This is a genomic window from Mucilaginibacter frigoritolerans, from assembly GCF_007830615.1.
Taxonomy (GTDB): Bacteria; Bacteroidota; Bacteroidia; order Sphingobacteriales; family Sphingobacteriaceae; genus Mucilaginibacter; species Mucilaginibacter frigoritolerans.
Window position 1 is genome coordinate 1 of record NZ_VLLI01000008.1, and the last position, 26,369, is coordinate 26,369.

General features: G+C 40.3%; 23 protein-coding genes. 6 read left to right on the forward strand and 17 right to left on the reverse strand.

All coding sequences use genetic code 11. From position 1 onward, the window contains the following. Positions 1 to 1,200: RHS repeat domain-containing protein (locus JN11_RS13780; RefSeq protein ID WP_144913441.1), on the forward strand; the 1,200-nt coding region annotated here is incomplete at its 5' end. A 7-nt stretch (positions 1,201 to 1,207) separates the two neighbouring features. Next, on the forward strand, positions 1,208 to 1,714 hold the full coding sequence (locus JN11_RS13785; protein WP_144913442.1) for a hypothetical protein: 507 nt from the start codon (positions 1,208 to 1,210) through the stop codon (positions 1,712 to 1,714). An 810-nt stretch (positions 1,715 to 2,524) separates the two neighbouring features. Here JN11_RS13785 and JN11_RS13790 read toward each other — a convergent pair. Further along, positions 2,525 to 2,824, reverse strand: coding sequence for a helix-turn-helix domain-containing protein (locus JN11_RS13790; RefSeq protein WP_211360759.1), 300 nt, complete (start codon positions 2,822 to 2,824; stop codon positions 2,525 to 2,527). Between the two features lie 28 nt (positions 2,825 to 2,852). Here JN11_RS13790 and JN11_RS13795 point away from each other — a divergent pair, with 28 nt between their 5' ends. The 3 genes from JN11_RS13795 to JN11_RS13805 are packed head-to-tail and all read left to right on the forward strand — an operon-like array spanning position 2,853 to position 5,741. After that, positions 2,853 to 4,724, forward strand: a complete 1,872-nt coding sequence (locus JN11_RS13795) for an RHS repeat domain-containing protein (RefSeq protein WP_144913444.1) — start codon at positions 2,853 to 2,855, stop codon at positions 4,722 to 4,724. Positions 4,725 to 4,730: 6 nt separating this feature from the next. Beyond that, positions 4,731 to 5,186 (forward strand): immunity 26/phosphotriesterase HocA family protein, encoded by a 456-nt coding sequence (locus JN11_RS13800; protein ID WP_144913446.1) that lies wholly within the window; start codon positions 4,731 to 4,733, stop codon positions 5,184 to 5,186. A gap of 18 nt (positions 5,187 to 5,204) precedes the next feature. After that, positions 5,205 to 5,741: a hypothetical protein gene (locus JN11_RS13805; protein ID WP_144913447.1), complete on the forward strand. Its 537-nt coding sequence runs from the start codon at positions 5,205 to 5,207 to the stop codon at positions 5,739 to 5,741. A gap of 36 nt (positions 5,742 to 5,777) precedes the next feature. Here the strand turns inward: JN11_RS13805 and JN11_RS13810 are convergent, their stop codons facing one another. The 15 genes from JN11_RS13810 to JN11_RS13880 form a co-directional block, all read right to left on the reverse strand. Beyond that, positions 5,778 to 6,017, reverse strand: coding sequence for a hypothetical protein (locus JN11_RS13810; RefSeq protein ID WP_211360761.1), 240 nt, complete (start codon positions 6,015 to 6,017; stop codon positions 5,778 to 5,780). A 255-nt stretch (positions 6,018 to 6,272) separates the two neighbouring features. Further along, positions 6,273 to 6,797 (reverse strand): hypothetical protein, encoded by a 525-nt coding sequence (locus JN11_RS13815; protein ID WP_144913451.1) that lies wholly within the window; start codon positions 6,795 to 6,797, stop codon positions 6,273 to 6,275. Between the two features lies 1 nt (position 6,798). After that, positions 6,799 to 8,010 carry a hypothetical protein gene (locus tag JN11_RS13820; protein ID WP_144913452.1) on the reverse strand — a complete coding sequence of 404 codons (1,212 nt, stop codon included), beginning with the start codon at positions 8,008 to 8,010 and terminating at the stop codon, positions 6,799 to 6,801. A 4-nt stretch (positions 8,011 to 8,014) separates the two neighbouring features. Continuing rightward, positions 8,015 to 9,949, reverse strand: coding sequence for a secretin and TonB N-terminal domain-containing protein (locus JN11_RS13825; RefSeq protein WP_246139011.1), 1,935 nt, complete (start codon positions 9,947 to 9,949; stop codon positions 8,015 to 8,017). Between the two features lie 7 nt (positions 9,950 to 9,956). Next, entirely contained in the window at positions 9,957 to 11,390 is a 1,434-nt protein-coding gene (locus JN11_RS13830; protein ID WP_144913454.1) for a GspE/PulE family protein, read from the reverse strand. Then, positions 11,387 to 11,908: a hypothetical protein gene (locus tag JN11_RS13835; protein ID WP_144913456.1), complete on the reverse strand. Its 522-nt coding sequence runs from the start codon at positions 11,906 to 11,908 to the stop codon at positions 11,387 to 11,389. The genes JN11_RS13830 and JN11_RS13835 overlap by 4 nt, the downstream gene beginning before the upstream one ends. Next, positions 11,909 to 12,334 (reverse strand): type IV pilin protein, encoded by a 426-nt coding sequence (locus tag JN11_RS13840; protein ID WP_144913457.1) that lies wholly within the window; start codon positions 12,332 to 12,334, stop codon positions 11,909 to 11,911. It lies immediately after the preceding gene. 211 nt (positions 12,335 to 12,545) lie between these two features. After that, a complete protein-coding gene (locus JN11_RS13845) occupies positions 12,546 to 16,187 on the reverse strand; it encodes an ABC transporter permease/M1 family aminopeptidase (RefSeq protein WP_144913459.1) in 3,642 nt (1,213 codons plus the stop codon). A 21-nt stretch (positions 16,188 to 16,208) separates the two neighbouring features. Next, on the reverse strand, positions 16,209 to 17,096 hold the full coding sequence (locus JN11_RS13850; protein ID WP_144913461.1) for an ABC transporter ATP-binding protein: 888 nt from the start codon (positions 17,094 to 17,096) through the stop codon (positions 16,209 to 16,211). A 2-nt stretch (positions 17,097 to 17,098) separates the two neighbouring features. Next, positions 17,099 to 17,836 (reverse strand): hypothetical protein, encoded by a 738-nt coding sequence (locus tag JN11_RS13855; RefSeq protein WP_144913462.1) that lies wholly within the window; start codon positions 17,834 to 17,836, stop codon positions 17,099 to 17,101. Further along, positions 17,820 to 18,224 carry a GntR family transcriptional regulator gene (locus tag JN11_RS13860; protein ID WP_144913464.1) on the reverse strand — a complete coding sequence of 135 codons (405 nt, stop codon included), beginning with the start codon at positions 18,222 to 18,224 and terminating at the stop codon, positions 17,820 to 17,822. Before JN11_RS13860 ends, JN11_RS13855 begins: the two co-directional genes overlap by 17 nt. Before the next feature lies 1 nt (position 18,225). After that, the gene (locus JN11_RS13865; protein ID WP_144913466.1) at positions 18,226 to 18,960 is read right to left on the reverse strand and encodes a hypothetical protein; all 735 of its coding nucleotides are present in this window, start codon (positions 18,958 to 18,960) and stop codon (positions 18,226 to 18,228) included. Positions 18,961 to 18,994: 34 nt separating this feature from the next. Then, positions 18,995 to 19,843 carry an ABC transporter ATP-binding protein gene (locus JN11_RS13870; protein ID WP_144913468.1) on the reverse strand — a complete coding sequence of 283 codons (849 nt, stop codon included), beginning with the start codon at positions 19,841 to 19,843 and terminating at the stop codon, positions 18,995 to 18,997. Positions 19,844 to 20,031: 188 nt separating this feature from the next. Further along, positions 20,032 to 22,050: a M13 family metallopeptidase gene (locus JN11_RS13875; protein WP_144913469.1), complete on the reverse strand. Its 2,019-nt coding sequence runs from the start codon at positions 22,048 to 22,050 to the stop codon at positions 20,032 to 20,034. Between the two features lie 179 nt (positions 22,051 to 22,229). Continuing rightward, the gene (locus tag JN11_RS13880; protein ID WP_144913471.1) at positions 22,230 to 23,510 is read right to left on the reverse strand and encodes an MFS transporter; all 1,281 of its coding nucleotides are present in this window, start codon (positions 23,508 to 23,510) and stop codon (positions 22,230 to 22,232) included. 206 nt (positions 23,511 to 23,716) lie between these two features. On the opposite strand from JN11_RS13880, the gene JN11_RS13885 reads away from it, so the two are divergent. Next, a complete protein-coding gene (locus JN11_RS13885) occupies positions 23,717 to 24,289 on the forward strand; it encodes a hypothetical protein (RefSeq protein WP_211360763.1) in 573 nt (190 codons plus the stop codon). 18 nt (positions 24,290 to 24,307) lie between these two features. Here the strand turns inward: JN11_RS13885 and JN11_RS13890 are convergent, their stop codons facing one another. After that, positions 24,308 to 26,341 (reverse strand): T9SS type B sorting domain-containing protein, encoded by a 2,034-nt coding sequence (locus JN11_RS13890; protein ID WP_144913472.1) that lies wholly within the window; start codon positions 26,339 to 26,341, stop codon positions 24,308 to 24,310. Between the last annotated feature and the right edge of the window lie 28 nt (positions 26,342 to 26,369).

Consider the following 26,369-nt stretch of genomic DNA (forward strand, 5'->3'; position numbering starts at 1 on the left):
AGTTACTACTATGATGCAGCCGGGCAGAAGTTAAGGAATATAGGTAGTGACGGTTATTGGGATTATGATAGTGGCATTGTTTATTTTGGTGCAACTGCTACTAACGAAGCTATCCAGTTTATCCAGACAGAAGAAGGTAGGGCCGTTCCTGCTGGAAGCAATTGGAACTATGAATATAATTTAAAAGATCATTTGGGTAATGTACGTTTATCCTTTGATAAGGACCCTAATGCAGATACGGCAAGGCGCATCCAGGAGGATGAGTATTATGCATTTGGATTGCGAAATCCGGTATATAGTTTGTCGAACAATAACCGTTATCTTTACAATGGGAAAGAGGTACAGACGGATCTTGCAAATCAATATGATTATGGTGCGCGGTTCTATGATCCGGTAATTGGGAGGTGGAATAGTGTTGATCCGTTGGCGGAATTAAGCAGGCGTTGGTCACCTTATAATTATGTAAAGGATAATCCTATACGCTATATTGATCCCGATGGGATGTTAGAATATGGTCATACTCAAACGGATTGGCAAAGAGAAATTCAGGAACATAGCCACGTTATAGCCGGAAGGGCTGGCGGCAGCAACAATGGGTCTACTCCACCTGATTGGGTAATGAACAATACAACTCATCAGGTGCGCGATGATCCTAATGTTCACAAAGCATCCGATACTAAACCTGGCGAAACATACATCGGTAAAACAGGCTCGTATGTCGCCACTAACGGAGCCGGAGTTGATTTAAAAGCAGATGGTAGTTGGCGGTGGTCATCAATGAATGTTGGAGATCCCTCAACGGTATTTCATGGATTTGACACTGCAGGCTTAAGTGGATTGGCTGACATGTTAGAGTTTGTCGCTTACGGCATGATCCCTGGGGCTGGGGCCACAATGGAGGCTGTTGCTGAAGAGACTGGCTCACATTCTGTTTACCAAGGGCTTGATGCGGCAACGGGTGAGGTTAAATACGTTGGCATTACATCAAGAGAAGTTACTACAAGATGGGCAGAACATATTGCTGCAGGTGGAGAAAAGTCACTTCTTCGATTTGAAACCGTAGAAGGAGCTACAGGCCTCACTAGGCAGCAGGCAAGGATATGGGAACAAAATTTAATCAACAGTCACGGGTTAGACAATTTATTAAACAAAATAAATTCAATTGCGCCAAAAAACTGGTCTACATTTGGTATTCAATAATAGATACATGAAAAGAGTTAGCACAAAAATAGGAGATGTTTTTTCAGTGAAAGTAGATACTGACAACGTTAAATGTTTTCAGTTGATAGCCTTTGATTTGTACCAGCTTAACAGCGATGTGATAAGGGTCTTTGATGAAGTCTATCCTATTGGCAGTATTCCTGACTTATCAGTAATTGTAAAAAGTGAGGTAGCGTTTTATGCCCACTGTGTGACGAAGTTTGGTACAAAGATGGGGCTTTGGGAAAAGGTTGGTAATACCACTGATATTGGTGAAACAAGTCATATCATCTTCAGAGGAACAAGTGACTATGGAACAAAGCGAGGTGAGGAGCCAATTAAAATATCTCGCAATTGGTATGTATGGCGACTTGGAGACCTCCAAACGGTTAGAGTAGGTGATTTAGAAGGCGTAAACCGCAAAGCTGAAATAGGATTAGTTATGACCCCTTATGATATAGTTGATCGAATAAAAACAGGAAACTACCACGGTTTTTATCCTGGGTTTTTGTAAAGTCCCGCACTGGTCGAAGCTTATAGCTTCGACCTAAAATGTGATTAGCTTTCAGCTAATGTTCCTCCATCCTAGCGCGAGGTGTGCCGTGAATTACGAGCCAAAGTATAAAGGTAAGTAAATGTTGTACAAAAGATGGTAGTAGGCCTACCACAGTCGCTATGCAAGTGGAGGCTGTAAACCGCCTCTCGGTGCTTGTTTAGTAATGAACGGGTATTGAACGGAAATAGGAAAAGGCTGCGTTGGAGCAGTCTGATACGAATAAGAGAGATGAATGCAAATGAACCATTGATGAAGTGATGAGATAGTGAACATATTGTCAAAAGCTGATTTTCTTCGAGATCGATGAAAGTTATAGCGGAAACTTGCATACGGGCCATATGGCAATCGTAATAAAGATGGCACGACTCTTATTCCGGCTTTTGTACGGAACACGGGAAGTCCTTAACGGATGATAAGTGAAAGGCGCAAGCGGGCAATACCCGCAAGGCCGAATAGCGAAGCTATTTTTGCAGGAGGTGGAAATAGCTTAGTGGACATAGAGCATGAATATTGGCATTATTTAGATTACCTGTCAAGAGGATCGCTTTACTAAGATTTATTAGTTGTACCGCTAAGTGATATCAATACGGCAACAGCAGGATCTCATCGATACTATTGGACTGAGATAAGAGCTGATCAATTATCCATTAACTTTTTTGGGCCAAATTCAGCTATAGCGAAAAGTACCCAGCCTGACTAAGCGTCCACGCTAGCCGAGATAACGAAAGCTATGTTTGAAAGACAAGGCCTATTGGTGCTGGGCTTTGTTCATTTATTAGGATAGGATTTCTTTGCCTTATAATCTCTAATAAGCGCATCTACAACCATATACACTTGCTTCTGTTCCTCTTCAGATAAAGAGGCTATCTCGTTTATTCGGGTTAATATAACAGTGTCTAACTCGGTATCTGTTAGCTCAGAGAGGTAATCTAAAGATATATCTAAGGCTTTAGCAATACGTGCTGCAACTTCAATAGAGGGTATAGCCTCACCTCTTTCATGTCTCCCCAATACATTAGGATGCAAACCAATTCTCAAAGCGAGTTCACCCAACAATACAGCCGCCACACTTAATGCTACTATTGTTAATAATTACGTGTATGATCAGATTGAGCGGAAACGCCAGACTTTTGAAAGCATCAATGGAGGTACAAATGTGCTGCTATCACAGAGTGATTATAACGAAATAGGCCAGTTAAGAGCCAAACACCTGCAAAGCAGCAACGGTGGCAGCAGCTTTTTACAGGATATAGCATACAGTTATAACGAACGAGGCTGGCTGTTAAGCAGTAGCGCACCATTGTTTCAAGAACAGTTGCAGTATAACCAGGTTACCGGTGTAAACGGTATAACGCCAACACATCAGTATAATGGCAATATCGCCAGCCAAAGCTGGGGAACCAGTTCAGCTCCTAATAGTAATAGCTATACTTATACCTATGACAATTTAAACCGTTTATTGGGTGGTACCTCCATAGATAACAACAATGAAACAGGAATAACCTATGACCAGGTAGGTAATATCACCACTTTAAACCGTTACCAAGCCAATATCCTGATTGACCAGCTAAGCTATACTTATACCAACAACGGCAATTATACCAACCAGGTACAGAATATAGTTGATGGCAGCGGTAATAATACAGGCCTCAACAGCGGCACTATGAGTTATACCTATGATGCCAATGGTAATATGCTGAGCAATAGTAATACGGTAACTACTACCCAGAATAAGAGTTTTACCTATAACCTGCTTAATTTGCCTATGGTAGCAACGGTAGCTACCGGAACAGCTACGTATACTTATGATGCCTCCGGGACTAAACTAAGAAAAGTAGATGTACTTAACGGGGTAACCAAAACCACGGATTATATCAGCGGGATAGAGTACGATAACAGTACCACCACAATTGGTTTTATACAAACAGAAGAGGGTAAAGCAGTGCCCGGCACAGGTGGTTACGATTATACCTATTATTTAGGTGATAACCTGGGGAATACGAGGATCACCTTTGATACGCAGACTGGTGTAGCTGCGGTACTACAGCAGGATGATTATTACCCCTTTGGCCTGGAGATAAACCGTATTGTAAGCAGCCCCAAAAATGAATATCTTTACAATAAAAAGGAGTTACAAGAGGAATTAGGGCAATACGATTATGGCGCAAGGTTCTATGACCCAGTGATTGCGAGGTGGACAAGTATCGATCCGCTGGCGGAATTTATGCGAAGGCATTCCCCTTATAATTATGTAATGAATAACCCGTTGCGTTTTATTGATGCAACAGGTATGGCTGCGGATGATCCAACGCTTAACGGAGGGACGCTTAAAGAAGTGGTTATCACGGCTACTCCAATACCCAAGAGTACAGCCGCAACAATAGGGAGTTTCTTATGGGGTGCTGTTGATTATGTGCCATTTGCAGGTAGTGTGAAACAGATAGGTGTAGGCATATACCATGGTAGCTGGAAAGAGGCTGGTCTTGGTGTAGGCATGTTAGCTGTTGATGTATTTACAGGTGGTGAAGGAGGGGAAGCTTTGCGGGTTGGCGAAACATTAGCAGTAGATGCTTTAAAAGTCGGGGCTGAAGACGAAGTTAAAGAAATAGCGGAACAAACCTTAGAAGAGAAAACCTTTCAAACATATACGAAAGAGCATCCAGAAACAGGCGAAGTTTATTCCGGCAAAACTAGTGGAAAAGGAACCCCCGAAGAAAATGTTGCTGCGCGGGATGCAGGACATCATAAAAATGCAGATGGGTTTGGACCGGCAAAGTTAGATAAATCATCGACATCGAGTGATGCAATAAGAGGCCGAGAACAGCAGTTAATTGAACACAGCGGAGGTGCAAAATCAGTCAATGGGACATCTGGAAATGCAATAAATGGTATAAGTGCAAAGAATCCCAAAATGCAACAGTATATTAATGCGGCAACAAAAGCTTTTGGAAGTTTACCAAAAAAATAAAGAAACATGGCAATAAGAAAAGAAGGCTCATTTATTGAAATAGTACTCCCGAATGGCAAATATTCCTACGGTAGAATACTCCCAAAAGCGGATTATGCTTTTTATGATATTTACGTCAATGAGCCGATAACTGACATCAAAAAAATATTACAAGAAGAAGTTTTGTTTATTGTAGCTGTTTATAAAGATGCAATAACCAAAGGACGATGGAAAAAAATTGGACATTTAGACTTGGATTCTGAATCTAAAGTATTGCCTCTTAAATTTATTGAAGATGCGATAAATCCAGGCGCTTATGAAATCTATGATCCAAATACCGGAAAAATATCACCGTCATCTAAAGAAAAATGTATAGGATTAGAAAGATCTGCAGTTTGGGAGCCGGCTCATGTTGAAGCTCGAATCGTTGATCACTTTGAGGGAAGATCTAATAAATGGGTGGAGCAATTAAGGTTGAAATAATTACTTTTTTTCTGAAAAATGAATATATATAAATATGGCTTTTTTTTATACCTGTTTGGAATAGGGTTGTGTTATGGTCAAACAAAACTAACTATCAACACAACGATAGGTTCATATATGCAGAAACAGGCAGATATTATGGGTAAAGTTTTTTTAAAGGGAGATTATCAAACGTTTGCCAAGTATACTTATCCGGCTATTGTAAATGCGATGGGTGGAGAAATCCGTATGGCTACCGTGCTTGCAAATAGTGCTAGTAGCATGAAAACTCAGGGGATGACGTTTGATAATATCACATTTGACAGTCCCTCAAAAATTGTTAAAAGCGGTAATGAGCTGCAATGTACATTACAGCAGCACACCACAATTAAGCTTGTAAATGGCAGGGCTGTTGCTACTTCTACACTAATTGCAATATCAAAAGACGGCGGAAAAAACTGGTTGTTTGTAGATACGTCCAATAAAGATGTGGCGACAATGAGAAAGGCGTTGCCCAACCTAAGTACAGCTATTATAATACCGCCACAACAAAAGCCTGCTTTCTATAGCTTCTAAAATGTAAACAAGCCCCTTAACCGGGGCTTTGTTGTTTTATAGAGCAGCTACATTATTCTGAAAGAACTCTTTAAACTTCTTGTTAGTTAGCATCTTATCGATCAGTTTGAAAATGGTTTGCTTGTCGTCCTCATCAAGCTGCTGTATGAGGCGCATTTGCTCTACGGCAGTTTTATCCTCAATAATTACCTCTTTAGGCACTTTGCCGTCATGGTTAATTACCTGGTCGGTAGTCATATTAAATAGTTGAGCCATCTTTTGCAACTCATCTTTCATGTGTTTTATCCAGGTGATGGAGGCGATGATTATTATAAAATAGAAATATGGCCAGGTGATAACTTGAAACGAAAAGTATTAAAACGATATATTGGTAAATAAAAATAATTTTTTTAGGACGACACATGCACTTTTTTGGCCCAGCTTGGCCCACGCAATGGTTTAACTTATTGATTTATAGAGATGGCTTGTTTCGCCTGGCCCGGTGTGTTTCTGCTGTTTCATGTATTTGCGGGACAGGATGGGCTATTTATTTTATTTACCAACTTCCATATACACTTCCAATATCAATTTCTTAGTCTGGTCGTTACTAGATTTGAGGCCAACCGAGCGATAAGTAAAGGCCCGTACCATACCAATGCCGGGCGTGGATTGCAGCTGACGGAGTACTTTGGTCATCGCAAAAAAACTTCCCTCAAAACTGAGTTTCTGAATAATAAATTTATCCGTATTGTAAAGCGGATCCTGCGCCGGAACTTCGCTTAATTTTACACCGCCTTTTTCTGCAATGCCGGAGATGGTACTGATGATATTACTCCGGAAAGCTACCGTATCGGCACGGTAAAGACCAAGAATTTTGCTGAGGTTAGCTTGCTTTCTATCCAGGTAGGCGGGTTGATCGCTAAAATCGCCTGCGGCGGCTATTTGCTTGCTCAATTGCCGGTGAATTTGCCAGGCCTCTATGGTTTTTTGAAAAGCCAGACGGTAGCAAAGCAAACAAACTATTACCGCAGCAATAGCAAACAGGTGTTCTTTTTTGAGTGGGATTTTTTTCAGCATATCAATAATCAATCACAATACTGAACTGCCCGGTATTCAGCTCGCTGTTAAAAGTATAATTATCCAGTTGAACATTTTTTACCCATTTCCTTGTCCTGATTCTGGCCATCCATTCATTTACCGGGATGATCTTTTCGGAAGTCCCTGTAATGCGAATTTTACGACTGTAAAAAACAATCGTCTTTTGGATGCGGCTTGCTGCCAGGTCAACGGGGTTTAGCGCTACTTCTTTCCAGGTAATCTCTTGTGGCAACAAGGATGCAAGCTGATCAATCAATACACTTTTATCAATATTGCCTTCCCATCCAAGAGTGGTCAGTAACGCTTCTTTTTGCCCTGCCTGCTGCTTTAACTGTTCTACATCCGTGGTGCTTTGTGCCGAGCGACTCACCTGTTCGGTCAGTTTAGCATTCGCCGTATTTAAAGACGAGAACACCAGGAAATTAATCAGTAGTAAAACGAATAATCCGCTGAGGAATAAAAAACCTTTAACTTTTAGCTTGTTGTCTGCCAGTTTATTTTGTAAAGCGGTATCCAGGGCTGGTACATCTGCTTTTATCTCATCAAGCTGTTCGGTCAAAACCAACTGAAAGGCAACACTGTAGGGGAGAAGCAGTTTTTCAGCAATAAGGGTTGTTTCTATCTTGATTACAAAGCGGCTTAAAGCGGCTTCGTCATAATTATAACTAAGCCAGTTAAGTTCATCGTCCCGTTGTAGTTGGTGTCCGTTAAAGATCAACTCATTACCATAAATATTTAGTTGGGGGATAATATTCTGCACCGCAAATGGCCCCAGACTCAACGATAATGGAACAAAGCCACTGTTGCTTAGCTGCTGAATCCACCGGTCGGCCTCCGCTTTACGGATAAGTGAAACAAAAGAACGTTCGCCGGAAATACTGTGCTGAATATAAAAATCATTAAAATCAGCATTGGGCAATATTTTAGTGAAATTACTTGCATCGATGTCATCCGTTCTTTCTATCTGCCGGTGTAATATCCCCTTACCATTCAGGTTAAGCGCAATGGGCGTTTTTGCAGGGATATGTTTCTTTAATGCTTCTATATTATTCAGATCCGGTACCTTCTGCACAATATCCATCTGATTGCCGTTAGCGCTAATACCACAGGCATGGATCAGGAGCCCCCCATCCTTTTGGATGGTGATATCTACGCCAGCAGCCTGATTGATCCGGTAATATTTAGCCAGCATTTGATTAGCGTAAAATGGTTGGTTTAATAAATAATACGGTTACCACTTTTGAATTTGTTTTGGTGCGACTGCTGAAGATCCATTTCAGGATAGGTATCCTTGATAAAATTGGAACACCAGAGGCTGATAAATCATTTTCGGTACGCTCCATGCCTCCTAATAAAACTGTATCCTCACTGTGCACACGCAGGCTGGATTCAAATTTGCTAATGGATTGAGGTGGTGGTGAGCCGTCTGTTGGGATGGATGTAAAATCAGATATATTCACTTTTATTCCCAATGTAACCTCATCATCGCCTGATACTATCGGCTTAATGTCAACGGATAAATTAGCCTCAACAGGAACGTAGGTATTAGTAAAAACCGAGGTGTTTGTAGAAGCTGAGGGAATCAGGTTTTGGGTAGAGTTTTTATAATATAATTTGCTGCCAATGCTTAGGGTAGCGGTATGCCCGTTCAAAGCAGTCAATTTAGGAACTGACCGTACATTTACATTATTATTGGTTTCTGAAGCCTGCAGGGTAACATAAAAATTGGGTACCACATGTCCCAAATTTAAAGAGGTGAGGCTTCCCAAACTATTTAAAAAACTATTTACACCGCTGGCACTGGCCGTAAAGTTGATGCCTGACAAAATGGTACCGCCCGTTTTAACACTATCAGATACACCGGCGCTAATGCCTGTTGCTATGGTTCTGGTTTTTGTAAAATCGATTATAGTTACTTCAATTAATACAACCGGCACCAATTCATCCAGTTGTTTAATAACGCTTTCAATCTCCCTGATCTGGGCGCTGGAGCCAGACAGAAGAATAGTATTCTGTTCCCTGAATTCTTTAATTTCCACACCCTTCTTCCAGTCGGCAGGAATCATCGATACAACAGTATCTATTGATCTGTTTTGCAGATGAATAGCTTTGAATGACCTTAATCCTTCCAGCTTTTTATCGCCTATTAAATAAATACCATTTTCTGATTGAAAAGTGTAATCGGTTCCCTTAAGTAGCAGCCCCAGAAATTCTTCGTATGATACATCACTTACGTGTATATTGATGGTTCCTTTAATTTCCGAATAAATGGAATAGTTGTAATTTAATTCCTGACTGGCCTGGCTAATCAGGTTAAGGATGGGGGCATTATTTGCATCAGCTGAAATTAACTTTTGCCCGTTTACCGTTTTAAAAAATACGCCAGAGGCAGCATTCCCGCCTGGAGCCGGGCTAACCTGCTTAAATAATTTTCGTACCGCGGTCTGGTTATCGCCGTTAACATATAATTCTTCATTTTCTGCCAGTGGTTGAAAAAGATAATAGTCGTCGGCAGTTTTTACCATTTTGATTTCGTTGGCATAGGCCAGTTTATCCATCGCCGTTTCAAAGGGAGCTGCTGCAATAAAGGCGTTTACTTTTTTACCCTGCAACGCAACGGGAACAATCACATTTTTACCAGAAACCTGGGTGATCTTTTTAGCAACGCTGGTCAGGCTGTCATTATTAAGGGTTAATGATAAACTGTTGTTTGAACGATTATAAACAGCATCGATTTCTTTAACAGGAGGTTTAATATTAATTACCGGCTCCTGGTAAGAGGTGATATAAATGATAGATCCAACAGTGCTGATATCAAGGCTATACTTCTGCGCCAGGAAAAGCAAAATATTAGAAGCAGTTACATCATTCAAGTTATCATTAATTGGAAAGCTAAGCTTTGGATCAACACTGATACTTAAATTATTGGCCGCTGCAATGCCCTGTAAATATTGTTGTACAGACCCGTTAATTTGCAGGGATACTTTTTGATCGAGCCCCGGAAGCACTTTGGCCAGACTGTCCAATTTCTTTTGTATCGTTCGTATGCGGGGAGTTTGCTGGGCCAGTGCAGAAAATGAACAGGCCAGGCAGAAGCATATCAATAACAGTCGGGTAAACTTTTTAATCATTTCAGCACTAATAGTTAAATAAAAGGGGATATATTTCTTCGATAGAGGTTAATCCATCTGCAAATAGTTTAAAAGCATTTTCGGCCAGGGTTTGTACACCGCGTTCTTTCAGTTGATCCTGGATATACATATTTCCCTGCTTGATCTCAAATGCCAGGTCCTGATCAATGGGGATTACTTCGTAAACTGCCTTACGGCCTTTATAACCGGTATAATAACATTGTTCACATCCTTTGGGTGTACTATGATGGATAACCCTCTTGTAAGGCTTAAATTGTTTGGGGTATAGCCCCTCATCGAATGTCTTTTCTTCTTTGCAAAAAGGGCACAATAAACGAATCAATCGCTGGGCTACGGTAGTATTGAGCGTACTGGCAACCAAAAACGGCGGGATGCCCATATCAATCAACCTTGAAACTGTACCCCATGCGGAATTGGTGTGGATGGTAGACAAAACCAGGTGACCTGTTAAGGCTGCCCGGATAGCCATATTGGCCGTTTCAGTATCCCTTATTTCACCAACCATAATTACATCCGGATCCTGACGGAGAAAGGTTCTCAAAGCGGCGGCAAAACTTAAACCAATAGATTCCTTAAGCTGTACCTGGTTGATGCCCTCCAATGTATATTCAACCGGATCTTCAATGGTTAGGATATTGGTGGTTTCTTTATTCAGCAATTTTAAAGTAGCATATAAAGTGGTGGTTTTACCCGAACCGGTTGGGCCGCTGATCAGCAAAATACCGTTGGGCCTTTTGGCGCCCTGCAGATAGTTTTCCAGATCGAAAGAGGAGAAACCAAGACTATTCAGATCAATTTCGGTCGCATCGTTATTCAACAACCTTAATACTACCTTTTCGCCATGCAAGGTGGGCAATATGGATACGCGGATATCAAACTGCTGATCGCCATGTTTAAAATTAATACGTCCATCCTGAGGTAATCGTTTTTCTGCGATATCCAGGTTAGAAATGATCTTTATTTTATTGATCAGCGCGGGGTATTCGTCTCTTTTTAGTAAATACCGTTCAACCATCATCCCATCTATCCTGATCCTTACCCGGCATTTATTTTCGTAGGTTTCAATATGAATATCACTACTCTTCAGGTTTTTAGCTTCCTGAATCAGATTGGCCAGAAAATTATCTGCATCATTATTTAATTGCAGGCGGGCAGAACCCTGAGCGATATTGTCCTTAATGTAATATTTAGAAAGCAGTTTTGATATCTGGGCCGCCGGAATTGACTCCAGCAAGATTTCCAGGTTAAACAGGATTTCCAGTTCTTCTACCAAGCTCTTTTTATCTGTTGTTTCATCACAGTATAATAAAATATGGTTACCGGCTTTGTTTTTTGGTAGAATACGATAATGCCAGGCCTGATCTTTAGTCAGCAGGTGAAGTTGATCTGTAAGAATAGTAATATCTTCCGTGGAATTCATTTCGCGATAAGGAGCAACAACCAGGCGTCATCGGTAAGGTTGAATAATCCCAGCCACCAATCGCCCGCTAAAAATACTGCAAATATTAGGCTTTGCAAGCCTGCAAGCGGAATTTGACGATTTTTATTTGCCGAAATCCCCTGAAAAATTAGCCAGCATAATAAAACTGTTATTAAACTGATGATATAGAAAAATAAATAGTTGAGCGTAGAGCAATAAAATGCAATGCTAAACAAAAAAAGAACGTCGCCAATACCAATTAGCTCCCGGGTAATGTTTACCCATTTTTTATGTTTTAAAGAAAAATAAAGACTGAGAACAACCAGTTGAAGGGCAAGAAACATTAGGTTGATCAAGGTTGGCTCACAGCGTTCGGCAACTGATAGGTGCTCACCGCCAACTCCAATTAACCCGGCAATCAATAAAGGAAATAGAAACCAATATACTGACCGGGCCAGTAAATCCTGTATGAACAGCAATAGTAAAACTATTATAATAGCAATTTTCAGCAGTAGCACTTAATCTGGGGTGGTTTCTCTTAGATGTTTGTCCTGGTCAATTTCCCATACATTAAAGGTGCCATTGCCGTTAAAATCCACAACTGCGGTAGCCCTTGCGGTAAAAGTTGTATTGGTAGCCGTAGTAATCTCAATGCGGTAATTGGCATGGGCATCTTTATCATCTGTAACCAGCTTCTCCTGTATAAAGCCGATTTCGGTCAGATCTTTAGAATATCTGGAATGTTCATAAAAATAGCTTTGTTCCAGGGCCTGCACATGCGCCAATTGCGTTTTAGCTTCTACACTTTTAGCTTTGGTGATTAATGGAAGCAAATTGGGCAAAGCCAACAATACCAGGATCCCGATAATCACCAATACTACCAGAATCTCAGTAAGGGTATACGCTTTCAGCCGTCTTTGCAATAAGGATGCAGGTTTGTTCATATTTTAAAATCGGTCTAAGCTACCATCTTTTTGAAATATTTTCAATTATTTAATGAACATCTTTTTTAAATAAGGCATATAAAAGGTGAATTTCCTTTTGTATTGAAGTAGGAGACTTTTGTAAAAATGATAAAACAAAATTAAGTCCGGCCCGGGGGATGAACCAAAACGGGCCGGACTTACTTCTTTTAATCCATATTTTTAAGATGGTTTATTCTATACTTTTCATGTTATCATTCGGGTTCCTGTCTATCAATTTGCCTAAAGGATCTACACCTACCGATATTGGCTTTCCCTTTACAATGAAGTTGAATTCATGCTCGCCACGAGTTAACTTATATTTCCTAAGGTAAAGCACGTTTGCTTGTGTACGGCCATCTTTATCTTTTACATCTGTTCCAAACACACCGATATCGATATAGTCATTCATATTTATTGCGGGTACATCGTTGCCTTTTTTATCAATCCAAACTTTGTCAATATTTACTTTGAACGTCACCTTATATTCGTTTTTGTTCGCAGTTTGAACAGCTTTTACCGATGTTATTTTACTGTCGTAAAGCGTTATTTTTTGCCATGTATCGGTTAGGTAATATTGCAGTGAATCCGGGACATGTTTTTGCAGGTAATGATACAAATCAGGAGCACCAGCAAATGGTGGTTTATTTTTAAAGGCATAAGCATTTTTAAATTCGAGTAAGGCATTGTTTAAACTGTCTTCGCCAATCAAGTCTCTTAAACCATACAGGGCTACACTTGCTTTACTACTCCACTCAAACCATTGGTCGGCTTTAATCAGCGGGTGTTCTTTTTCTTCCAGCCGTCTTCTCACGAATAAGTAATACCAGAGTTGATCCAGTAATAATGATCGCATATTTGCCTTTCCATACTTTTTTTCTGCCATAACCAGTGCATCGTAGTTAGCCAACCCTTCGGGTATTACCAATGATCCCACTGTGTTGTTAGGGGCTACCTGGAAACGCCACCATTGCTGTGCAAGATTCCTTGTGGTCAGAAAATACAGGTAATCAAATTGATTAGGGTCGGTAAAATGCGCTGTCCAACCGTTATATTCAGCATAACTGTCCAGCGTGGTTGTTGAAGCATCACGTGGGCCGTAATTGGAAGTTTCAACGAGTCTGATATTTTTAAAAGGATAAGCTCCATATACCGAACTGTAATATTTTAACCCATCCTTATAAGCCATCACAAACCGGTTGATATTTATGGCATGAGCCGGGTGATAGTAAACATCAATATCAACCCAGTGATCTAACAACAGACTATCTTTTCTATCGGCGTACCTGGCTGATATTATCCCGAATGGAGTATACATACCTGGCCTGTTTTGTACATAATGGAAATAACTGCGACCATTTTGCTTCCATTGTTTCACAAGCTCGCCTTGAGTAATGACAGTTTGGTCGCTTTCGGTACTTATTGTTACATCCAATTTAAGGAGATCGGCTGCTTTACCAGCTTTTAATGTACTGATGCCGTCAGGATCGTTTTGTGCAATTTCTTCCTCTTTTTTTGCAGGTAAGCCGGCCTTCTTTCGCACATACGGGCTACCTACCTCGTCGTCGTCATCATAGCCTAAGCCTGGTAGTCCGCCTGTGAAAAATGTGCCGTTATGCAGCAGGTTGGCTGCATAGAGCCTGTTTTGGAACCCCTTGTAAACAATAGACGAATTTACCTCAGCAATTACAGAGTCGCCGGGTGCTATGGGCTTTTTAAATTGATACAACCTAAATTCAGCAGTATCCTGTTTCGGGCCAAACCAGCTGAAGAAACCATGCGGATAAAACAGCGGGTAAGTGAATAGTAGGGGCTTACCATCAATTTTGATCGAATAATTGGTTAGCTCATCTCCATCAAGCAGCATAGTTGAAATGGGTTTGTTGGTTTTGTTAACCAGCGTAACAAAAGCTCTGACAAACTCCTGCTGTTTACCCGGGAACAAATCAGCTTCCATTTTGATGCTGGTAATTTTAGGCAATGGCAAATTTTGATATTTCTTAAGAGCCTTTTCATAAATAATGCTGCGGGTATCTTTTTCACCCTGAGTAAGATATTTGTTCAAATAGCTCACATTATAATAGTTATAGGCACCCACAACAAGAAATAATAAAACCAGGCCTGCCGTAAATACTTTCGTTTTTTTGTCGAAACGTTCAGGTATCAGCTGTAGCCTTTCTTTAAAGGATGAGCTGATACCTCTGTTATAAAGTAATGCCGCAGCAATGATCAGTAATCCTGCACCTAACTGCCAATATAAATCAAACCAGGCTATTGGGCCGGTCATGTGGCCTATGCCATCCATATCAGATATACCCGTGTTTGGGGTATAGGAGTATAAAAGCAAGTGATAGTCAAATGTCTTGGTAACATCCAGAAAGAACATGCCTACCCAAAGCGTAACACCAAATGCATAGGCTGCGAACTTGTTATTGAAAACCACATTGATGATATAGCAAAATATTACTATCTCCAGCAGCTTGGGCAGCAGCACAAGAATTATATACACCAAATAGGCTGATAAATTCAGATCGGTAAAACCCTTAATTAATTGTACACTTATGCCAATTACAACAGGAAGCAGCGAAAGCCCGGTTGCGATAACCAGTAACGAAATCAATTTGGAGCCATTGAGCACCCAGTTTGGCGTGGGCAGTGAATCGTTAATAAAAGCATATCTTGTTAAGCGGTCGCGCTGGAGTGTTTCCCCGGTATAGAACATGATGATGAAGAAGATAAAGAAAGGGAATGCATCGTTAAATATGTCTAACAGTACTACTGTCCGCGGTAAATCAGGCACCCCAAAGGTCATATTGCCCAGCCAGAATACAAAACCTAAGAACAGACTGCCGCTGATGACGATGATCCAGAAGTAATTATCACGAATGATATTTAACAACTCAACACGTATCAGGTTTGCCAGTGTTTGCCGGTTGTATTTACCCGAAAAGTTAACTATAGGTGTTGCTAACTGCTTACGATTGGTTTTGCCGCCCGTTTCATCAATTGCCGCCCGGTCCCTTTTCCCCGCGAAGAATTTTTCAAAATTAAAACGAACATAAGTGAAAATCAAAATCACAAGACCTATGCCGGGCCAAAGCAGTCGGTTGATTGCTAGCGGTCCTGTCATTTTTATAAGATCATTGTTTTGCTGGCTGGTACTTGAGTTATTCATCTGAAACCTGATTCCATTTAAGCCAAACGGGTCCGAAATGCCGATAACAGTAGCATTATTTGTGTGATTAAGAAAAAATAAGGCTATAAAATAGAATAGGAATAAGAGGATGCCGCCAAAATAAATAACCTTCACATTTCTTATAATGGCGACAAGGCCGTAGAATAGTGATGAGGTGAAAAATATATTAGGCAGTGCAATAGTGAAAAAGGGATATAGGTAAAAGCTCCATTTATTGGGGCCATATTGCTCATGGCTGGTTTTGCCAATAGCCGGGCCGATAATAGTACCCAGGTAAATACCTGCCAGAATACCGGTTGCAAGGAGTATCATAAACACGAATGAACCAAAATACCGTCCCCAAAAATAACCGGCTTTGGTAATGGGGTAGGTGAGGTAATAATCTTTGGTTTGATATTCAATATCACGATAAATAGCCATTCCCATTACGGATGAACTAACCAGCATCATCATCATGGTCATGGCAGCAGACCAGAATGCTATGAGGTATGGCGAATTAATATGTTCTTTTTCACCAACAGGCAGTGAGCCTGTTGAAAATGCGAACAAGGTAAACAGGAATATTGCTAAAAAATATAGGTAAACGGCGGGCCTGCGGACCCTATTTTGGATCTCGAACAGAAATATTTTAAAAAACATAAGTTATTGTTTTTAAGTAATTTACATGGTGTTTATATCTACGCGGGTAGCAATATTACTAAAGTATACATCTTCTAAATTGGGGGTGCTGGGCACGAAACCATCCTGCGGTTCGGTATCCTGCAATATCCTGATATGCAGCTTGCCTGACTTAAGCTGCGTGGATATCACATTATACACATCTCTGAAATACTGTATCTCTGATTGATTAATTGCTTTTGAGTAGATCTTTCCCTCCAGTTCCTTTACTGCAAATTCCGGGTCGCCGGCATATAATACTTCTCCCTGGCAAATGATGGCAAAGCTGGAGCAGAGCGTGCTCACATCCTCAACAATGTGGGTAGATAAAATTACAATAGTATTTTCACCCAATTGGCTCAGTAAATTATAAAAGCGGTTTCTTTCTGCCGGATCGAGACCTGCTGTAGGTTCATCAACAATAATCAGCTTAGGGTCGCCTATCAATGCTTGTGCTATACCGAAGCGTTGTTTCATGCCTCCCGAGTAAGTACCCAGGTGTTTTTTGCGGTCTTTAAAAAGATTCACCTTTTCCAGCAAACCGAGTACAAGGTCTTTGCGTTCTCCTGCATTGCCTACACCCTTTAATTGCGCAATATGGTCGAGCATACGCTCGGCTGATATTTTGGGGTAAACCCCAAACTCCTGCGGTAAATACCCAAGCAATTGCCTCACCTGCGTTTTGTTTTTTAGTACATCAAGCTCATCAATAAATACGGTGCCTGAATCAGCTTCCTGCAAGGTAGCAATGGTGCGCATTAATGATGATTTACCCGCGCCATTAGGGCCAAGCAAACCGAACATACCGTTTTCCAGCGTTAGCGAAACATCCTTTAAAGCATGTACGCCATTTGCATAAGTTTTTGAAAGAGATTTGATGACTAATTTCATAACTATTTGAGTTTTATCAAGTGTTTTAATGCGATGCCATTTGCAATAAGGGTTGCACTATCAGCCAGGTGGTAGGTTAGGTGTTCGTTAATTCCTCCTTTGATTACCAGTTTACTTTTATTGAGCAAATTGAGGTCGCATTGAGTAAATTGGTTGTTTGCACCAACAGTGAGCGCCGAGCCACTGTTTTTATCAAACCCTATTACAGCCCTCAATTTATTTATCCTATTGTTATCGAGTATAAGGTTGCTTGCGTGGTTTTCCTTTATATGGAGACTGTCGAGCGTAAAGCCGCGGATAACAGTAGCCTTCCAGTTAAGATCATTTGTTACGGTGTCGGTTATTATAGTGCCTGCTGCCAGGTAATGTGCGTCGGCCGTAAAAGAAGACAGGTTAGGGCAGGAGATGTATACGATATAATTTGTATTGAACCCACGGTAATGATCGCTAAAAGAGGCGCTTACAATCAATCTTTTGCCCTGTTTAGTTACCTTGGTAAACTCCATTGCGTCAGGGTTTGTCATCACTTTGAATGGTCCTTGTACCAGTATAATGTTCACTGCTGTTGAGGCATCAAGTTCTACCTCGTTAAAATCCCGGTAATCGAGCGTTACATAGTCGCGGAAAGGATTTGTATAGTCTCCTTTCCGGTATTCCGCCCTGAGATCTAAATCATAGATCACCAGACTTAGGGCTAGCAGAGTAAAAGTTATTAATAATATTTTAGTGCTTGTCCTCATGTTCTTCGTTATTAAGTTTGGCCGCTTGTTTAGCTTGAAAATCCTCATATTGCCGCCTGATGTCGTCTATCGATATATCGAGCAGGTAAATATTTTTAAAAAAATCGGGCAGATTTTGCTCAACAAAACTTTGTTTCCGGTAGGCTTTAACTTTTTCAAAACCGTCATCGGCCACAAAAAGCCCTAAGCCCCGTTTGTTATAAACAATTTCCTGAGCCTGTAAAAATTCATATGAACGCATAACAGTATTTGGGTTAACTTCCAGTTCAACGGCAAGGTCGCGTACCGAAAGTATTTTTTGCCCCGCGGTCCATTTACCTGTTAGTATATTATCGCACACAAACGCGGCAATTTGCAGGTATATGGCTTCGTTATCTTTAAATTCCATCTTAAACCTGCTTTTCTTTTAACCTGTAGTATGCCGCTATCCAAATCAATATAGCCACCAGGATTAATATAATGATTTGGCTCAGCGAAGCCGGGCCTTTAGCGGCTATGGAGTAAAACTTGTTTTCAACGTAAAAGTTGAGATAACCGTAGGGCATAGCAAGTTTAGTCACATTTAATCCTGTAATTCCCTTCAAAAACAGCGTATTTAAAAGTGTAAGTAACCCGTAGCCAACAAAGAATGCAAAACCTGTTTTGATGAACTGCAATTTTTTGAAAAATATGGCTCCGAAAATACTTATGGAGTGCAGAACTGAATAAATCACCAGCAAGATGATGGCACCGTCCTGGCGTAGGCTTAACATAGCAAAATGCTGATCTGCCGGCCAATGTTTAGTACTGCCCAAGCCGATTAATACAAGGTAAAAAACGCTTGTATAAACAAGCATAAAAATAGGGTAGGAGTATAACCATCCTACCATAAATTTTTCAAATGCAGTGGCTGGTAGTGTAATCGAAGCGATTGCTTTTCCTCTATCGCCAAAATCATTAAATACAGTACTGGTAAAGATGGTGCCGGAAGTTAGCATCAGGATAACAAACATGGCAGTTTGCAGGCCCGTGTCAGGAGGTTCGGGTATTATAAAAAATAAAAAAGAGCCTCCAAGCAGCATTACCCCGGCTAAAACACCTATCGACATTAAATAAGTGCGGTAGTGTTCGGTTGTCTGTTTCACAAAAAGATGCAGGAAACGTTTTAAACTGAAGAAATTATTCACGGTTACCTCCTTTTTCCAGCATTTCCGTTAATAGGTTGCTTCCTGTTGTCACAGCATTAAAAAGTAATTCCAGGTCCATTTTACTGTACTTCCCGGTAGTGTTTTGCAGGATGGCATGTTTGCCACGCATGGTTTCCTCCTCATACAAAACTTTCATTCCTCTCGTATCCTCAAACAGACCGAATAAAAGCTTTTCCATTAACTCATCAACCGTATTTTCCACTGCAATTTTGTGGTCATCAAGGATAAGTATGGTGTCAATCAGACTTTCAAGGTCCCTTACCTGGTGGGTTGAAATAATAATATATCGCTCTTCGTTTAAAACTGAGGCAATCAGTTTACGGAATTGAACCTTTGACGGAATATCCAGACCATTGGTAGGTTCATCCATAATTAATACACTGGCATTTGTTGCCAACCCAAATGCAATCATGGCTTTCTTTTGCTGACCATAAGACATGCTACTCATCTGCTGTTCGGGATCTACATCCAATGTTTTCAAATAGGCATAAAAATCGGTTATACTAAATTTAGGATAAAACCCGGCGGTGCTTTTTAAAAACTGACCCGAAGTTAAGGTGGGTACATAAATATCTTCGGCAATAAAGAAAAGATCTTCCAATGTAGCAACAGTCCTTTTAGCGACGTCTATACCATTAATGAGGCATTTACCACTTAGCGGAAAAACAAGGCCTGCTATACTCTTAAGCAACGTTGATTTCCCCGATCCATTTTTACCAAGCAAACCATAAATATGGCCTGGATTTAAGGAAAGGTTCAGCTTATCAAAAATGGGTTTGCCCTTTTTGTATGCGAAATCCAAATCTTTTATTTGAATCATAGTGTATTAGTATAATAGTACACTACAAACATATATTGAAAATTTCAATATTCCAAATGAATAATTACTTAAGAAATGTACACCTGGAAAAGCGCATAAACAACAAAACCTGACAATTGTCAGGTTTTGTTGTTTATGGTAAATAAAGTCAATTTAGTTTGTACCCTATTCCCGGGGGATTGCTCTTACTACCAAATCTTTACTCTTTGGTTTTCTGGCTTGTAATTTTTGTCACCCGGCTGCACATTAAACGCTTTATAAAAAGGGGCGAAATTCATTAAAGGGCCATTTACACGCCACATAGCCGGCGAATGTGGATTAGTGTTCACGTAAGTGCGAAGAAATGCATCTCTTGTTTTTACCCTCCATATCCTGGCAATAGATAAAAAGAAGCGCTGATCTGGAGTATAACCATCAATTTTAACAGAGTCTTTTCCCTGTTGTGTCATCTTAAATGCATCATAAGCAATAGCGATGCCACCATTATCGGCAGTATTTTCACCCAATGTAAGGCCCCCTTTTATATGAACAGTATCTAAAATGGTAAATGAACTATATAAATCAACCAACTGTTTTGTTTTCTCCCTGAACTTTTGATAATCTTCCTTTGTCCACCAGTTTTTTACGTTGCCGTCCTTATCAAACTGCGCGCCCTGGTCATCAAAGGCATGCGTCATCTCATGGCCAATTACCATCCCTATGCCGCCATAGTTGATGGCATCATCTGCCGAAAAATCAAAATAAGGGAATTGTAAAATACCTGCGGGGAAAACAACTTCATTAAATGATGGATTATAGTAAGCGGTAACCGTAGATGGTGTTGTACCCCATTCTGTTTTATCAACCGGTTTGTTCAATTTTGCCAATTCAAAATTATAATTGTTTTGGTTAAGCGAGAGGATGTTTTCAAAGTATTTGGTTCTATTAATCTGCACCTTATCGTAATTCCGCCATTTATCAGGGTATCCTATTTTTTTGGTAATAGCATATAGTTTTTCTTTTGCTTTTTGTTTTGTGCTGTCACTCATCCAATCAAGATGATTGATCCTGTTTTCGAAAGATTTTTGCAAATTGTTTACCAATACAAGTACACGTTTTTTTGCATCCTCATTAAAATATCGTTTTACATACAATTGCCCTAAAGCCTGCCCCAAATAATGGTCAACGTTTTCAGTCATGATCTGCCTGCGGGATTTCTGTGTGGCTTGTCCCGATAATACTTTATTGAAGTCAAATGAGGCATCCACAAATGGTTTACTAAGCGTTTCGGCGTAGTTTTGTAGGGAGCTTGCTTTTAAATAAATTTTCCAGTCATTTATGGATATTGATTTCAATTGTTCATTTAACTTATCGTAATAAGCAGGCTGGGCCATATCAATTGAGTCGGTTGTTGCACCTAAGTCGGCAAGCAATGTCCCCCAACTTATATTAGCCTGTGTTTTGTTGATGGATGCAACCGCTATTTTATGGTAATTTGCGTTTACATCTCTCAGCTCAATATTTGTTTTATGCGATGCGGCATTTTGTTTTTCGATGCTGTAAGTAATGTCTGCATCCTTGGTAGCTATAGCAACATCACTTCCAGTTAATTGAAATAAGGTACTGATGTATTTTTTATAGGCTTGTTGAATTTGGAGTGTAGATGAATCTGTTTTGAAATAATAATCCCTTTCAGGTAAACCAATACCAGTTTGAGAAACATGGGCAATGTTGATGCTACTGTTTTTGTTGTCGGGATAAATGCCAAAGCTAATAACTGAGCTGTTTCCTGTTTTTAGTTCTGCTGCTACGAATTTGATCAACGATGGTACGTCCTTAATAGCATCAATACGTTCAAGTATTGGCTTAATGGGTTGGTATCCGCGTTGGTTAATGGTAGTCATATCCATGCCAGAAGCGTAAAAGTCGCCTACCTTCTGTTCAACGCTGCCCATATTATTTTTAGTTTTTGAAACACTGTCCAGAATGTTTTGCAACAGTTTCTTTTGGGGGATATTCATGAAACTATATGAACCTACACCTGCCTGATCGCTGGCAATTTTTGCGGTATCATACCAGCGCCCGTTAACAAAGCGAAAGAAATTATTACCGGGTTTTGTTAGGGAGTCAATTCCGGCTACATCAACAAAACTTTTCTTGTGACCATCCTGATAACTCCATGCGCTCAAAACAACTAACGCTACACACAGATAAAGTGCTTTATTCATAAACTGCAAGATTTTTTTAAAGATAATAATTTTTTTTGCCCAGCTGTAAAATGAAAAGGAGAAGACATTGTTTATGCGATTATAGGTATTTCTTCATTTAAAATAAGGCCGTTTGAAATATTTACATTTCAGACTAAAACATAAATGAACTACCAATCTACATATAGGAAATAATTCTATTACAAACCTTCCGTAATAACTTCTTCGGTTACGCCCGGATCTATATCTTTTGAAATCGGATTTTTCTCTCGTCCGGTTAAAAACTTTGCGAAGATGAGGGCTATAACAATCCCTATAATACCCTGACCCAATACCGTTGCCGGGGCGCCGATATGCTGCGAAACAGCCCCAACCAAAACACTGCCTATTGGCATCATACCGAAAATGGCCATCAGCAAAATGCTAATGACCCTGCCGCGCATGTGAGGTGCTGATTCGGACTGTACATAGATATTGCAAACCGTAAACTGAGCAATACCTCCAAAACCGGCTAATGCTGCAAAAAACATAGCTAATGGAAAATTCTTTATCTGCGAAAAACCAATCAGCCCCACAGCCATAACAATGGTGCTTAAAAATAAGATCATTTTTAAACCAGTACCAGGTTTGCGTGAAGCCAGGAAGATAGTGCCGGTTACCGCGCCTATGCCAATAAAGCTGGTAATGTAACCAAAAGTGGAGGCATCGCCTTTAAAAACAACCTTGGCAAATACGGGCAAAACGGTGTTATAAGGCAGCATCAGTAAACTCACAATGGCAAGCATTAAGATGATAAGACCAATATCGGGTGCTTTTTTAAGGTAGGCAAAGCCCTCAATAAATTCTGTCGTAATTTTTTTCTTTGAATTTTTGGGTATATGGGCCGGCAATTTCATTAGTAGTAGCGAAATAATAACCCCTCCAAAGCTTGCGGCATTAATCAGAAAACACACCGCCGCGCCAAATACATTAAGGATAATACCTGATAGGGCTGGTCCTAACAACTGCGCCAGGCTAGCCATGGCGGTAGTAAGGGATAAAGCATTCGGAAGATCAGCCGGATCGGCAACCACTTCATTAACTAAAGCTTGCCGGGCGGGTACGTCAAAGGCATTAATGATGCCTAAAATTACACTTAGAACAAGAATTGCCCATACTGCCGTATGCCCTGTGTATATCAATATAGCTAACAACACCGCCTGTATCATGGAGGTAATTTGGGTAATCTTGATGATCTTGTACCTGTCGTAACGATCAGCAGCTACACCGCCAAAAATGGAGAATATAAATGAAGGAAATTGTTCGGCAAAAATGGTAACCCCAAGTAAAAAGGCGGAGTGTGTAATGGAGTACACCACCCAAACTACGGCAGTGCGCTGCATCCATGTGCCAAATTGCGAAACTGACCGGCCAATAAAATAGAGGGTATAATTTAAACTGCGGAACGCTCTGAACAAATTCAATTCACCGATTTTCTTCATTACGCAAGTTTATCGCATAAAAATCAATAAATGCAGATCATTGATAAAAAATGACATTGTGTAAAGTGGAGACGAGTGATTTATTTTAGTGGGAATACCACTGAGCAAATCTTTCTTTTTTCTTAAATTTATTTAACTAATTATTGATGTCGTTTAATTAGAGATATATCTAAATAGAATTTATACAGCTGCAATTTCTGATTTTTATGGAAGTATTCAATCACATTAAGTATATAATTGCTATAACACTTAGTTTTAGTATAGCTCATTTATTAAGGGGTACAGTAAAGTTTATACAGCACCCTAATAGGGTGAAACCTTATATTACCCATTTGCTATGGGTAATATACATGTACTTAACACTTATTCATTTTTGGTGGTGGGAACTCCGGTTGGCTGAAATTGCTCAATGGTATTTTTTCGCCTACTTTTTTATAGTGCTGTACATTACCAATTATTATGTGATATGTACCATATTGTACCCCGATGATATTAATGATTATAAAGACTATAAGGATTACTTTTTCTCCAGAAAGACATGGTTTTTCGGCTTATTATCAGTTGCCTTTATTGCCGATATTTTTGATACACTTATTAAGGGTAAGGATTATTTCTTCCGTTTAGGATGGGAAGTGCCTGTCAGAAATTTAATACTGATTATACTTTGTTTAAATGGCATAAAGGTTAAAAATCCCAAATTTCATCTCATTTTGGTTATTGTGTTTATTATATATGAGTTGTTTTTTATTGCCAGGTTGTATGATGTGCCTATAAAATAAGAAATGACACTTTTTACTTTACTTAATAATAGCCACCCAACCCGAAATAACGGCCTGCCCGTTTTTTAGATCGATAATATAATAATAAGTTCCTGTAGGTAATGCTGCTCCATTGTATCTACCATCCCAGGGAATTGGGTATCCTATGGATGAATACAGCTTCTGTCCCCAGCGGTTGAAGATATTGACGGTAGATTTAGGATAGTATTCGAGGTCATGTATCTCCCAGGTATCGTTTATGCCATCGCCGTTTGGCGTAAAAGTATCAGGGATTTTAATTGCTGAAACTATTACTGTTAATACTCCCGGGATATACGTAATAGTATAATCAGGAGAAGCTGCCCCGCTTACCGTAATGGGATACTGTCCAACCGGTGATTGGGTTGTTGCCGTGGTAAGTACAATTGCTTGGGTAGTAAGTTGTGCCGGCCCATCACGATTTACAAAACCACTGTAAGTTATGGTTAAAGGCGGGTTAACGGTGCCATCAGATTTGGTGATATTATCGGCAGTAATGGTTAATTGGGCTGGGCTTACTGTACTGGTTGGTATTGCAATATTTATACTGGTTGCATTAGTACTGCTTAATACAATATTGCCGCTATAATTACCCACAGGCGTGGTGGCTGCAAGCCTGATGTATACCTGTCCCGAAATACTTCCGGTACCGCTAATAGTTGCTGTGGTATTAAAGTTGATTCCATCTGTACTAACCTCAAAACCTAGTGGCGGAGTTATTAAAATCCCACCGGTAATACTTATACCTGAAACGTTAAAACTTTCTGCCAGTGAAGGTGTGCCGTAAACTGTTGTTAAGGATGATAAAGTGCCGGTTTCCACTATAGATGGAGGAGGTGTTGGGTTTACGGTAATTGTAGCCGTTATAGGTATTCCGTTACACCCGCTGCTGGAAACGAAATTTCCTAAAGAAGTAGGGAATTCCCCCGTAGTGATTTTTGATTCCACTACGTTGGTTACTGTATTGATGATCCATAATTGATTATCAGTACTATTAGTAGCATACAATATACTTCCATCGGCACTTAGTGATATTCCCTGCGGGCTGCCTATGGGTATGGCTGTTACACTATTATTAGCTAAGTTAACAACTGAAATATTATTGGATGCATTATTGGCAACGTACAATTTGCTGCCATCGGGACTTACGCACATGCCATAAGGAACAGATCCTACGCTGATATTACTCACTACGGTGTTTGTTGCCAGGCTAACTACTGAAACACTTTGCGAGTTGCTGTTAGCCACGTATAACTTGCTCCCATCTGGACTTACACATATGCTATGCGGTACTGAACCAGCGTTAAGGGGAATGTTGCCCGAAACAGTATTAGTAGTGGCGTTGACCACTGTGATGGTGCCATTTCCGCAAGTTACATACACCTGTTTGCCATCCGGGCTTGTAACTACATCCCATGGTGCTGTACCTACGGTTATGGTGTTAACCACCATATTGCTTGCCGTACTGATAACCGACAGGGTATTTGCGCCACTGTTAGCCACGTATACCAAATTACCATCGGGGCTGGTGCATATACCCCATGGAGTGTTTCCAACGGGTATAGTAGTTTGCAGAGAGTTGTTTGCCGCATTAAAAACGGAAACCGTGTTTATCCCTTCGTTGGTTATGTAAGCCTTTGTGCCGTCAGGACTTACCGATATGCCCTCTGGAGTTGTATTTACATTAATGTTGGTGACAAATGAATTTGTTGCGGTATTGACTATAGTAAGTGTGCCATTATTAAAATTGGTTACATAAGCAAACCCGGTTGCTACAGGCGTAGCAGTAATTGTTGCCGTAATTGGCGTATTCCCTGTATTTACAGCTGTAAATGATGCGATATTCCCCATACCGCTTGCAGGCAAACCGATAGTAGGATTGCTATTTACCCAATTATAAGTACAGCCAGAGCCTGTAAAATTTACGGTTGCCGTAGCCTCGCCGTTAGTTACAGTTTGGTTCTGTGCATATAGCTGCGGTAATACAAATAAAAAAAGTGCTATAAAAATTATAGCAGAGAAAACTCTCCTCATTTACTTAGGGTTGGATGCATATCCGGCT